Origin of the sequence: Portibacter marinus (assembly GCF_021533195.1) — a bacterium.
In the GTDB taxonomy this organism is placed as follows: Bacteria; Bacteroidota; Bacteroidia; order Chitinophagales; family Saprospiraceae; genus Portibacter; species Portibacter marinus.
In genome coordinates this window covers 220,697-233,983 of record NZ_JAJNKB010000006.1, presented here as the reverse complement: position 1 = coordinate 233,983, position 13,287 = coordinate 220,697, and the positions used below count along the sequence as shown (strand labels likewise).

General features: G+C 39.2%; 10 protein-coding genes. 5 read left to right on the top strand and 5 right to left on the bottom strand.

All coding sequences use genetic code 11. The annotated features are described in order from the left end of the window. Positions 1-126: 126 nt before the first annotated feature. On the bottom strand, positions 127-2,607 hold the full coding sequence (locus tag L2567_RS14955; RefSeq protein WP_235298608.1) for a TonB-dependent receptor domain-containing protein: 2,481 nt from the start codon (positions 2,605-2,607) through the stop codon (positions 127-129). Positions 2,608-2,846: 239 nt separating this feature from the next. Between L2567_RS14955 and L2567_RS14950 the strand changes: the two genes are divergently transcribed. From L2567_RS14950 to L2567_RS14935, 4 genes are all read left to right on the top strand, one after another. Continuing rightward, positions 2,847-3,416 (top strand): RNA polymerase sigma factor, encoded by a 570-nt coding sequence (locus L2567_RS14950; RefSeq protein WP_235298607.1) that lies wholly within the window; start codon positions 2,847-2,849, stop codon positions 3,414-3,416. Next, entirely contained in the window at positions 3,406-4,107 is a 702-nt protein-coding gene (locus tag L2567_RS14945) for a tetratricopeptide repeat protein (protein WP_235298606.1), read from the top strand. Before L2567_RS14950 ends, L2567_RS14945 begins: the two co-directional genes overlap by 11 nt. Positions 4,108-4,190: 83 nt before the next feature. Beyond that, positions 4,191-4,643 carry a protein-disulfide reductase DsbD domain-containing protein gene (locus tag L2567_RS14940; RefSeq protein ID WP_235298605.1) on the top strand — a complete coding sequence of 151 codons (453 nt, stop codon included), beginning with the start codon at positions 4,191-4,193 and terminating at the stop codon, positions 4,641-4,643. 10 nt (positions 4,644-4,653) lie between these two features. Next, positions 4,654-7,152: a protein-disulfide reductase DsbD family protein gene (locus L2567_RS14935; RefSeq protein WP_235298604.1), complete on the top strand. Its 2,499-nt coding sequence runs from the start codon at positions 4,654-4,656 to the stop codon at positions 7,150-7,152. A 56-nt stretch (positions 7,153-7,208) separates the two neighbouring features. Here the strand turns inward: L2567_RS14935 and L2567_RS14930 are convergent, their stop codons facing one another. Further along, on the bottom strand, positions 7,209-8,225 hold the full coding sequence (locus tag L2567_RS14930) for a hypothetical protein (protein ID WP_235298603.1): 1,017 nt from the start codon (positions 8,223-8,225) through the stop codon (positions 7,209-7,211). A 53-nt stretch (positions 8,226-8,278) separates the two neighbouring features. Between L2567_RS14930 and L2567_RS14925 the strand changes: the two genes are divergently transcribed. Then, on the top strand, positions 8,279-9,253 hold the full coding sequence (locus L2567_RS14925) for a polyprenyl synthetase family protein (protein WP_235298602.1): 975 nt from the start codon (positions 8,279-8,281) through the stop codon (positions 9,251-9,253). Positions 9,254-9,272: 19 nt separating this feature from the next. Here L2567_RS14925 and murA read toward each other — a convergent pair whose 3' ends face one another. The 3 genes from murA to glmS form a co-directional block, all read right to left on the bottom strand. Continuing rightward, the gene (gene murA, locus L2567_RS14920; protein WP_235298601.1) at positions 9,273-10,589 is read right to left on the bottom strand and encodes a UDP-N-acetylglucosamine 1-carboxyvinyltransferase; all 1,317 of its coding nucleotides are present in this window, start codon (positions 10,587-10,589) and stop codon (positions 9,273-9,275) included. A 165-nt stretch (positions 10,590-10,754) separates the two neighbouring features. Further along, on the bottom strand, positions 10,755-11,414 hold the full coding sequence (locus L2567_RS14915; protein ID WP_235298600.1) for a DUF4290 domain-containing protein: 660 nt from the start codon (positions 11,412-11,414) through the stop codon (positions 10,755-10,757). A 27-nt stretch (positions 11,415-11,441) separates the two neighbouring features. After that, positions 11,442-13,280 carry a glutamine--fructose-6-phosphate transaminase (isomerizing) gene (gene glmS / locus L2567_RS14910; RefSeq protein ID WP_235298599.1) on the bottom strand — a complete coding sequence of 613 codons (1,839 nt, stop codon included), beginning with the start codon at positions 13,278-13,280 and terminating at the stop codon, positions 11,442-11,444. Positions 13,281-13,287: the final 7 nt, after the last annotated feature.

Sequence of the window (13,287 nt, the reverse complement as noted above, 5' to 3'; positions counted from 1 at the left end):
TTAACCCTCGAAGCTCTTGCCCGGGACTTGCATTGGACTTGCATTGGACTTGCAAATCCTTTCTTCAAGCTATCAGACAGCAGATTTACTCTTGATTCAGCACTTCCCTCCGCAAGTTACTTTCAATCAATTTCCACCTCCATTCCCACCAGCACCCTGCTGCTGTCCATTTCCACCCTGAAGCAGGTCATTGTTATCAATCGCAGTCTTCCTCTCCTTGAATTTCAGATTTCCAAATCTGTAGTCAAAACTCACCCCGAAAGATCTAAATGGTATCCCAAAACTGCTCTCCAAGCTGAATCCGTCTCCGGATTGTGCAGAATTAAAGTACTTGTAATCATTGAAAGGCTCAATGATCCTTATACCTAAACTAGCCTTGATCTTGGGAAACTCCTTCTTAACCCCAACTCCGTAAATTGAAAAATTAGGCTGCCTTCCCTGAATGGTAAATCTCGGAGATCTTAGGAAACCAAAAAAGTCCGCTTTCCAATCCTTAGGTAAATTGATCGTCCCTCCAAAATTTACATTATATTCAAAACCCATTGGATTTGTGACCGCTACCTGTTCCAGACTAGAACTATAGTTGAAGGTGTTTATATTAAACCCACCTCTTATTGTAAAGGCATTGACATTCTTAGTGGTAAATAAATTTAACCCTATCGCATCATTGATTCCCACATTTTCAAAAGTGTTGAAGCCCACTCCATTATCATTCACCCTCAAAAGCTGCTGAATGATATCCTCTGTATGTCTGTAGTATAGAGATGAGAAAATACCGAACCCTTTAATAAATGTATTGTAAGAAAAATCCACCTGGTGTACTATCTCCGGAGTCAATTGAGGATTTCCAACCTGTATATTCAGACTGTCTACACTGTTTCGAAAGGGATTAATAAAATTTAGACTGGGCCTTTGTATCCGCTGATTATAACTCAATTTGATCGTTTGAAAATTCTTCAAAGATCTGGAAATGATTAGGTTGGGTAAGATATTCTGATAGGAGTTACTTTCAATAGTCTCACCATCATCGAATGATCCACTGATAAAGGTATACTCGTATCTCACTCCCGCAACCACAGAAAACTTCTTCGCCACTAAAAAATTCATGGATACATATCCTGCTCCAACGTCCTGATTGTAATTAAAAACATTGGAACGCACCTGATCTACAACATACGTTCCATTCTGCAAGACACTATATTTATAATCAGAATCAATATCTCTCAATACAGCCTTAGCTCCCACCTCCAATTTCATAGAATTAGGCAAAGGATGTACATAATCAGCTTGGAAGGTGCTCTCTAAATTATCTCCATCATTAAAAATTAGCTCATCCCTGGTCGGAATGCTGTTGCTAAAGGTTTGTAATATCGCATTGTCCGCATTACTTTGGTCACCACTCAATTGGAACGCTAAAGTAAATTCACGGTCCTTTTCTTCATAAGTTCTCTTATAATCAGTAGACCAATCATATCCTGACCTTCCATTGATGCCCTCCTGCTCCCTCGTAAATCCATAACCAAAAGGTCCGGTCAACAATCCATCTATTGACCCATCAGAGTTAAAGCTGAATCCTCTTGCGGAAAAGGATGTATTTAAACTATTATAAGCATTGAAATCGTAAAATGCTCCGGCAGTACCTCTAAAACCAAGTCTTGAATTTCTGGTTTCACCATTTTGGGTTAACGATCTAATCTGTGTTCCGATGGTATCCACCCTGTTAAATTCGCTTAACGCCAAAACTGGATTTGAATAAAATACTGAGCCGCTTGCATTCGTGCCAAACCGGCCTTTGGCAAAATTAAAGTTACCTGTTCCATTATTTTGGCGGTTGCCCACGGACGCACTGACAGATCCACTGTAACCATCAGCTGTCTTTTTCTTTGTAATAATATTAATAATACCCCCAGAACCCTCCGCATCATACTTTGCAGACGGCGTTGTAATGACTTCTACTTGTTTTATTTCGTCAGCGGGTATCATTTTCAAAGCATCAGCTACATTACTTGAAAACATGCCCGACGGCTTGCCATTGATCAAAATTCGAAGATTCTGCGAACCCCTTAAGGAGACATTTCCATCAAAGTCTACGGATAATAAAGGGACCTTCCGTAAAACTTCAGTGGCATCCCCTCCAGATATCGAAGCATCCTGTTCTGCATTGAAAACCAATTTATCTACTTTCACCTCTGTCAATGCCCGTTGATCCGTAATCTCCACCTGATCCAGCATATAATTTGCAGGTGTCAAATAGATGTCATCCACTGTAAGGTCCGGTTTGGCTGGTGTCGTTTCTACCTGAATAACTTTCTCATTGTAGCCCAAAAAAGAAATGTACATATCATACTCATCTGCCGGAATTTCAGATAACCTGAATTTTCCATCATCCTCTGATAAAACACCGTTAATTTCTTTGTCCTCGCCTTTTTTCTTAAGCACAATTGTTGCGTAGGGAACGGGCTCATTTGATACGGTATCTATTAATTGACCCGCAATAAACCCTTTAATTACATCCTTCTTCTTGCCAAAGCCACCCATGGGAAATTGAGCTGAAAGTCCAAAGGAAATGAATGTCAGGGCAATAATTAGTAAAGTTTTATTAAACATTTTTACAATTTGTGTTAGAAAGGCAAAAGTACCCTTAATCGTTCGAATAAGGCTTTTTTTTCGATGAGTATATTTATTTTATTGATCGGTTCGAAAATTTAAGCTGTAAAAAATTGCAGGAGAAAAACTTCCTCAGCAACAGTCTTTCCCACCTTTGGTTCAAATTTTACTATCTTAGAATGCCTGAAATTTTTAAATCTTTTAAATCCCTTGTTAACAATTTCTAATCTGCATTATTAATGGTTACAGAAAGGTATAAAAGCCTGGAAGAATTTAAAAATTCACTAGATCAAATAGGACTTAAGGCACTTGACAAAGTTTACCTCACCTACAAAGAAGAATTTTTACTTTTTTCTAAGAGATATGATATATCGCAAGAAGATGCTCATGATGTTTATCAGGATACCATTATGGCCTTCTATGAGAATGTAAGGACAGGCAGACTCAATAAGTTGACCAGTTCCATCAAAACGTACCTTTTTAGTATTGGGAAGTACAGTATTTATAACAGACTTAAAAAAAATAGTAAGACCATTACTCTGGATAAGGCACATTTGGAAAATTTGGATTTAGAGGCCATCGATTCAAATATTCAGCCAAATGAAAAATTGGTACAGATGGAAAGAGCAATGGATCAATTGGGAGATCGATGTAAGAAGATTTTAATACTTTTTTATTATCACTCTTATTCTATTGAAGCGCTCATGCATGAGCTCGATTATAAGAATGAGAATGTTGTAAGAAGTCATAAGTCGCGATGTCTCAGAAGCCTAAAAGAATTAATAAAGGGTTATGAAAATGGAGGATAAATTTCCTTTGATAGACGCGTATCTCACGGGTCATATCTCCGACAAGGAAAACCAAGAATTAAACGAGCTTAGGAAAATTCCTGAATTCGAACAAGAATTTCAATTTCGTCAAGATGCATTTCTGACTGCTAAGGCCCTGGGCCGTAGAGAACTTAAATCCAGATTGCAAAGCCTGGATCAACCAGCTAAAGTAATTCGGTTCAGAAATTGGTGGGCTTTAGCTGCTGCGATGATCCTGCTACTTCTGGCTGTACCATTTCTATTTGATCATTCCCCTTCGGATAAACTGTATGCAGAGTTCTATAGCACACTTCCTAACAAAATAGACCCAATCACCCGGGGAGAAAGTACCAAATCTGAACTTAGACCTGCCTTAATTGAATATGAGAGAGCAAATTATACCACAGCCCGACAACTTTTCGAGGAAAAGAGAGAACTCAACCCTGATGTGGAAGTATATATAGCAATAACTCATCTCGAAGAAGGTCAATTTAATGAGGCCATAAAGATACTTCAACCCATATCTGAAAACTCTGGAGCCAGGTTCCGGCAGGAGGCCAAATGGTATCTTGCGCTTGCCCATTTAGGAAATTCTAATAAAGACCAGGCAACTGCCCTGCTTCAAGAGATTTCTAAATCTCAAAGTATGTATCAAAATAGGGCCAAGGAACTACTTGCTAAATTGTTGTGATTGAGTTGTTAATAATCAATTAAAAGGCAATCTCCAAAGGCTTTATAAGGTTTTAATCATTATTTTTGCAGGAAATAATGAATATGAGAGCCTTTGCTATACTTTTAATTTTTGGGTTTTTTGGCAATGCCAATGGGCAGTCAGACATGCCTGACCCGGTTAAATGGACATTCGAAGTTGAAAAAGTCAGTGAGAATGAATACAAATTGTTATATAAAGCCGATATAGAACAAGGTTGGGCCATTTATTCCCAACATATAGAAGAAGGTGGACCTATTCCCACCAGCTTTACTATTGAGGAACAAGATGGTGTAGAACTGGTAGGGGCAGTCGTGGAACCCGCCGAAGTAGAAAAGAAATTCGACGATATTTTTGAAATGGACTTGATCAAAATAAATGGCCCCGCTATCTTTTATCAAATGGTCAAAACCACCACAAGCGCTCCCACTATCAAGGGCTTTCTCACTTATATGAGTTGTGATGATTCAAAATGTCTGCCTCCTACAGATGTTGACTTTGAATTTGTAGTCCAATAAATAAGAAAACATGATTAGATTTTTAACAATAAGTGTTGTCCTGCTTTTCTCTTTAGCTTCACATGCCCAAATATTAGAACCGGTCAAGTGGTCATTCGATTCAAAGAAAATTTCTGAAATGGAATATGAATTGATCTATACCGCCAAAATCGATGATGGATGGAATGTCTACTCGCAAGAACCTAATGAGGATGGCCCTGTACCTACTGAAATCATATACGAAACTGAAGGTGTAGCGCATGAGGGAATTGGTAAAGAGAGTGGAAAAAGAAAGGAAGGTATAGATCCTATTTTTGAGGTCAATGTGGTCAAGTATCTTTCTGAGGAAGACTTTGTAATTACCCATTCAGTAATCGTTCCTGATGGTGTAACCTCAATAAGCGGTTATTTGACCTACATGGCATGTGACGATACCAAATGTCTGCCTCCTACAGATGTAGATTTCAATATCATCCTTCAAAAAGGGACCATCGTAGAACAAGATGCTATTGGCAATGTAACCGGTGTGACCGCTGTTAGATCTAATGACAAGGTATTGACACCAGTCTCATGGACCTTTGATATAGAAAAATCCAGCGACCAGGAATACATCCTCAAGTATATTGCGAAAGCCGATGAAGGATGGACGGTCTATTCTCAATTCACGAATGATGATGGCCCTATACCCACTTCCATTCTATATAATGAAGCTGACTATTTTTCTGTCACAGATAAATCAGTGGAAAAGGGGCACAAAAAAGAAGGTATAGATCCTTTTTTTGATGTAGAGGTCATCAAATATTTATCCGATGAACCTTTTGTTATTGAACACCGGGTGAAAGTCACGGATCCTTCAAAACCTATTTCAGGTTCTTTAGAATACATGGCTTGCGATGATACCAAATGCCTGCCTCCTGACTTGATTGATTTTGAATTCATACCCGCATCGTTGAAAGGTGCTACCGTATCAATTTCTGATGAGGAGGTAGAAGCCATAGCAGCTTCAGGTAACAGTATAGATAATACCATCCCTTCCATAGTGGCTTCATTAGAAAATCCAACGGCTGAATGTGGTGGAATACAACAACTCAGTACCAATCTGTGGTTGACTTTCTTTTTTGGATTCATCGGAGGTTTACTGGCTCTTCTGACACCATGTGTATTTCCTATGATCCCTTTAACGGTTAGTTTTTTTACAAAAGATACCAAAAGAAAAGGATGGGTTAATGGTGCCATTTACGGAGCATCAATCATCGTGATTTATGTCGCTTTAGGCATCTTAATTACCGCAGTGTTCGGTGCTGATTCCTTGAATCGCTTGTCAACCAATTGGATTGCCAATGTCATCTTCTTTTTAATTTTTGTGTTTTTCGCATTCTCTTTTTTCGGATTTTATGAAATTACGCTACCATCATCATGGTCCAACAAGAGTGATAGAATGGCCGATAAAGGTGGTTTTATAGGGATCTTTTTCATGGCTTTTACCCTGGCGATCGTTTCTTTTTCCTGTACTGGACCCATTATCGGGTCTGCCATCGTTGAATCTGCTAGCTCTAAAATTGGTCCGGCCGTCGTTATGACCGGTTTTGCCCTGGCATTAGCGATACCTTTTGGTCTGTTTGCAGCATTCCCGGCCTGGCTCAATTCTCTCCCAAAATCGGGTTCCTGGATGACTTCTGTTAAAGTGGTATTGGGTTTTCTGGAATTGGCACTGGCATTTAAATTTTTATCAGTCGCAGATTTGACTGAACATTGGGGATTCCTGAGATATGAGCTGTTTATCGGGATCTGGATTGTCATTGCTATTTTGACAGTTCTGTATTTGTTGGGATATATCAAATTTCCTCACGATGCACCTGTTCGAAAAATAACTCCGGTTAGGTGGGGATTTATAGCATTATTTGCAGCATCTGCAATTTACCTGGCAACAGGATTTCAAATCAATGAGGATATTAAAGCCTATGATTCTAAAGAACTTTTAAGCGGTATTGCTCCTCCTGCTCAATACAATTTCTTTCTTGAAGAACCAGAACTAGACCCAGAACTAAAATCTCGGTTCTCTTCGTATAAAAAATGTGCGAATAATCTCGATTGCTTTACAGACTATTACGAGGGTATTGCCTATGCACAGGAAGTCAATAAGCCGGTTTTCCTGGATTTTACAGGTCATGCTTGTGTGAATTGCAGGAAAATGGAGGAACATGTTTGGGTTAAATCAGAGGTCCACTCAAAATTAAGTAATGATTTTGTTCTTGTTTCCCTCTACAGTGATGATTCCCAACCGCTGGAGGAAAAGAAATATTCAGTAGTTCAGGAAAAAATGTTGAGAGATGTGGGTAACATGTGGTCTGATTTTCAGATTGCAAATTTTGGCTCCAATACACAACCATTATACGCTATGTTGACGCCACAAGAAGAAGTGATTGGTTTGCCTAGAGGATATGATCCTAATTATCAGGAATATGTAGAATTTCTAGAGTGCGGACTCTCCAATTTTGAAAAGAGAAAGGAGATATTAGGGAGCAGATGATGCATTAATACTCATTTGATTCCTGCTTCCAATAAGCAATAAGAGATTTTTAGCCTTTATGCGAAATGTGTCGTAAGGATCAGGATGATCATTACGATATGCAGCACTTCTGCCAGCATAGAACTCTTCATCTTTTCATAACTCAATCCTATAAACATGGAAAATGGGATGGCAAGTATCAATAAATGGGTTGCCGAGAGACCATTGACAAAAAACGTAATAACTAAGCTAAAAAACATGAACCAATAGATGATGTCAATCTTTTTCTGTACCTGAATCGCATTTTTCATCGTATAATTGTTATACCTGGCTATAACAAAAATGACAACCAATCCTATGGCGGCGAGATATAAAATGGACTCCAGACTTAATCTCCAGAATAAACTCAAAATTCCATTTCCAAATTGAAAATATTCCCATATCAGATCCAGCTCACCATGCCAGTAATAATAAACACCAGCCAGAAATATTGGCACAAACATCCCAGACGTTAAGATTAAAATCTCGTTTAACCTGAAAGATCGCAATATCAAAATTGAGATCACTGCCAGTCCCCAAAGACTGACATTCCCCGAATACAGTAATAAAGCAAAAGCAAGATGCAATCCGGTATTGAATATTTTAATCGCGAACTCATGGGTCTTATAAATCCCGTTAATGTTAAGAAGAGCCAATAGTATAAAAAAGCAAGAAAGTAAAACCGGAGAGCAAATCATCCCACCTGGGATACCAGCTGTAAGTAGTATAAAAAATAATCCGGGAAGCAAAGTTTGATACTTGGATATGCGGTTTTGTATGATATGACGATTGACGAAGTTCGCCGCAAGAAACACAATGAAACAAGCCAGAATATTCTGAAATATTGCAGATTCTAAGACATTTGTAAATAAATACTTGGAAAAGGGCGTATCATGCGCTTGAACTTCATACCTCTCAGGATGGATCAGCGAGTGTATCCTTATTAGAAACGTGTAAGGAAGTAACAATAAGGTCGCGAAAAATTGATTCGTCCTGAATATTTCTATCACGTGATGAAAAGTACTTTGACCTACATACGGAAATAATAATGCCAATATTATCCAAGCCGATAAATCTCCATATATTTGGCATTCACAAAAATGGATCGATGCCACTTTCCTTAAAGGAAATTAAAAAGCCGGTACAGGCTGACCTGGAAGCCTTTCAAAAGCACTTTAGACAGTCTATGAAAAGTAATGTCAGGCTCCTCGACACCATTACTTATTACATCGTGCAAGGAAAAGGAAAGCAGATTCGTCCGTTGTTCGTCTTTTTGTGTGCAAAGCTTTTCGGCGAAATCAATGATTCCAGCCATGATGCCGCCAGCTTTATTGAAATTTTGCATACTGCAACACTCGTACATGACGACGTAGTAGATGATTCAAGTAAAAGAAGAGGCTTGTTTTCGATCAATGCGCTATGGAAAAACAAGGTAGCAGTTCTGGTAGGAGATTTTCTATATGCAAAGGGGTTCTTGCTAGCGCTGGAAAATGAGCAATTTAAATTGATAAAAATTGTCTCTACCGCCATTAAAGAAATCATAGAAGGTGAAGTACTGCAATTAGACAAAGCAAGGAGACTTGACATCGATGAGGAGGTCTATTTTGAAATCATCAGGCAGAAAACAGCTTCGCTCATCGCAGCTGCTTGCGCTGCAGGTGCTTCCACAACTTCTGATGATCCCGAGGTCGTAGAGAAAATGAGATTATTTGGTGAAAATATTGGTATCGCTTTCCAAATCAAAGATGATCTCTTCGACTATGGAGAAGATGACATTGGCAAACCTACAGGTATTGACATCAAGGAAAAGAAAATGACATTGCCTCTGATTCATGTATTGAAAAACTCTGATCGTTCTACAAAACGCTGGATCATCAATACCGTGAAAAGACACAATAACAATAAAAAGAAAGTCAGAGCACTTGTGGAATTTGTAAAAGAAAAGGGTGGGTTGACCTATGCCCAGGAAGCTTTGGATCGATACCACAAAATGGCCATTGACATATTACATACTCTGCAACCGTCTCCTGCCAGGGATTCAATAGAAAACCTGGTTCATTTTGTCATCAGTCGTACGAAGTAATTCGATGACTTCTTGAATATTATAACTCGACCCGCTGAATATTGGCACCCAAAGCATTCAGCCTTCCATCGATATTCTGATACCCTCTGTCAATTTGCTGAATATTATGTATCGTCGAAGTACTGTTAGCTGACAATGCAGCAATCAAGAGCGAAACCCCTGCCCTGATATCCGGTGAACTCATGGAAATACCCTTCAATTGAGTTTTTCTTTCCAGTCCAATAACAGTCGCCCTGTGTGGGTCACATAGTATAATTTTTGCACCCATATCAATGAGTTTATCAACAAAAAACAGCCTTGATTCAAACATTTTTTGATGTATCAAGACACTACCACGAGCTTGTGTAGCCACTACCAGCATTATCGAAAGCAAATCCGGCGTGAATCCGGGCCATGGTGAATCATAAATGGTCAGAATGGATCCGTCTATAAAACTTGAAATCTCATAAATATCCTGCGCTTCTACATGTATGTTGTCATCCTGAATATCTAGTTTGATACCCAATTTTTGAAATACCGATGGAATATTCCCCAGCTCTTTGACAGCAGCATTCTTGATCAATAGCTCAGATTGAGTCATGGCAGCCATGCCTATGAAACTACCTATTTCGATCATATCCGGAAGCACGCGGTGTTCGGTGCCTTTCAGTGAATCTACTCCTGTTACTTTGAGTAAGTTGGATCCGATTCCTTGTATCTTGGCGCCCATTCCCACTAACATTCTGGACAACTGTTGTACATAGGGTTCACAAGCTGCATTGTAAATGGTGGTTTGACCCTCAGCCAGAACCGCTCCCATCAATACATTTGCAGTACCGGTCACCGAGATCTCATCCATAAGCATATAACAGCCTTTGAGTTTTTCAGCATACACATAGTAATCGTCGGTATCTTCATCGAATTTAAACTCTCCTCCCAATTTCTGAAAGCCGATAAAGTGTGTGTCCAGCCGCCTTCTCCCTATTTTATCTCCACCAGGTTTGGGCAGATAAGCTTTTCCAAATCTGGCGAGTAATGGTCCTATCAACATGACAGAGCCTCTGATTTTCTTTGCGTCATTTTGATATTCCTCAGATGAGAGGTAATCCAGATCAACTTCATCAGCTTGAAAAGTATAGTGACCTTGCGAGTGTCTTTCTACCTTTACACCTAATCCTTTAATCAAGTTGATGAGTTTCTTGACATCCAGAATCTCGGGTACATTGGTAATCTCCACTTTCTGATCGGTCAGTAAGACTGCACACAATACCTGCAGCGCTTCATTCTTTGCTCCCTGGGGTTCAATTTCTCCTTTTAATCGGGTATTTCCTTCTACGATAAAAGCCTCGTTCGACATATTTCTAAATTTTGTTCAGATTCAACAATAACCAGAAATTCGATAGCTCTTATAAATGAAACACGAATGTAATGCTGATTATTATTCACTATGGCTGGAATGTAATAAAAAAAGGCGCAACTATTCAGTTACGCCTTCAAATATATTAAAATATTTTATAATGTATTATCTTCTCTTATTTCTATTGTTAGAGTACCTTTTATTGCTGTTTTTCCTATAGTTCTTTCTATTACTGGAACCACGTCTACTGCCACTACTATTGGTGTTGGTATCACGATCATCTTTTCCAATATTAAGATTGTAGTTATCTGCTAACTTCAACTTCCCTTTTGAAATTTTTTCAAGATCCTCTATGATGATCTCGTCACTAACATAGTGTTCTCTGTTCCAGGTTCTGTAGGCCAATTTCATATATCTTGCAATGGTTTCGGCAAATGCGTCCTTCTTAGGGCCCTCCTCCATCGCGATCGCCTTTTCTATTAAAGCCATCACATTACTTCCATAGTGGCGATACCTTCTAACAGTTCTAGGATAACTAAGTGTCTCTGGCTTGACTACGTCTTCCTTGGCAAGAATAGAATCCTCAGGAGCATCTACTTCGATATCGTAATCCGCAATTCTCAATAAATGGGACCACAACTTCGCCCTATAGTTATTAATGTTTTTATTATCAGGATTCATCTGATACATTAAGGCTACAATTCGTTCTGCATACTTCTGCCTTTGCTCCTTGTCTTCGACAGTCTTAGCATAGTTGATCAGGTTTTGAACGTTTCGTCCATACTCGGAAATAACCAATGGGTCTTTTTCCGTGTTATATTCCATGTTTTCCATATTCTTACTTAATTCTTATTATTCAACAGTTACCGATTTCGCTAAATTTCTCGGTTGATCTACGTTACATCCTCTCATCACTGCAATATAATATGCGAGCAGTTGAAGAGGGATTGCTGACAACAATGGAGAGAAAACATCATCTGTATTCGGGATCTCGATTGTAAAATCGGCAATTTTTTTAATTTCAGTATCACCCTCTGATACTATGGCAATTACAATGCCTTTCCTGGCCTTCACTTCCTGTACATTAGAAAAAATCTTTTCGTATGCATTCTTGTTGGTAGCAATAACAATTACGGGCATGTACATGTCTATCAATGCAATAGGTCCGTGCTTCATTTCTGCTGCTGGATAGCCCTCGGCATGGATATAGGAAATTTCTTTTAGTTTCAAAGCCCCTTCAAGAGCTATAGGAAAGTTGTATCCGCGACCCAAATATAAAGCATTTGAAGCACTTTTTATCTCAGAAGCAATACTTTTTATGTGTGCCGCCTGCTGAAGTACCTTTTTGACCTTTTGAGGAATCAGTTCGAATTCAGATATCAAAGCCTGGAAATTCCTTTCTGAAATCGTACCACGCTTATGGGCCAGATCCAGAGCCATTAAGGTCAGCACGACCAATTGACTTGTAAATGCTTTGGTAGATGCGACCCCAATTTCCGGTCCGGCATGAATATAGGACCCGCAGTCGGTAATTCTTGCAATCGATGAACCTACATTGTTTACAATCCCATAGATCAAAGCCCCTTTTTCCTTGGCCAATTCCAGGGCTGATAAAGTATCCGCCGTTTCTCCGGACTGCGAAAGTGCAATCACCACATCCTTAGGTCCAATAATGGGGTTTCTGTATCGGAATTCTGAAGCATATTCCACCTCAACGGGAATCCTTGCCAATTCTTCAAATAAGTATTCTGCAATTAATCCAGCATGCCAAGATGTTCCACAAGCAACAATAATGAATCGCTCTGCATTCTCAATTCGATTGTAGTGATCCTGCATTCCACCCACTTTCACCCAACCTTCACCGGCATTGATCCGTCCCCTCATGGCTTCATAGATAGATTCATCTTGTTGATATATCTCCTTCAACATGAAATGATCATATCCGCCTTTTTCTATTTCTTCCAGTTTTAAATCTACCTGCTCGATATGGTAATCTACCAGCTTGTTGTCCAGTGATCTGATCTGAGGATTATCATCTCGTGAAATGGTGACCACTTCATCATCATCGAGGTATATAATTTGATTGGTGTATTTGATGATGGGGGTTGCGTCTGAAGCGATGAAGAACTCATTATCACCGATACCTACCACTAACGGACTCGATTTTCGAGCTCCTACTATGATATTGGGATGCTCTCTGTCTATTACAGCAATGGCAAAGGCTCCAACTACTTTTTGTAAAGCATATCTCACTGCAGACTCTAAATCCAAATTCTTTGATTCCTGTATCTGCTCAATTAAGTGTACTAAAACTTCAGTATCCGTCTCACTTCTGAATTCATGGCCTTCGGAAATGAGGTATTCTTTGAGTGTTCCGTAGTTCTCTATGATTCCATTGTGTACTAAAGCCAAACGGTTATTGCCGGAATGATGTGGATGGGCATTAATATCATCAGGTTTACCGTGAGTAGCCCATCTGGTATGACCAATGCCAATGGTTGCGTGGGAGTTTACAGCTTCTTCGAACTTTTCGAGCTCACTGACTTTCCCTTTCTTTTTAAAAGTTTTGAGTTCGCCATTTAACAACGATATGCCTGAACTGTCATAACCTCTGTATTCAAGCCTTTTTAATCCTTCCAGTAGTATTGGGAATGCTTTTCTTTCACCAATGTATCCTACGATACCACACATGAATTCT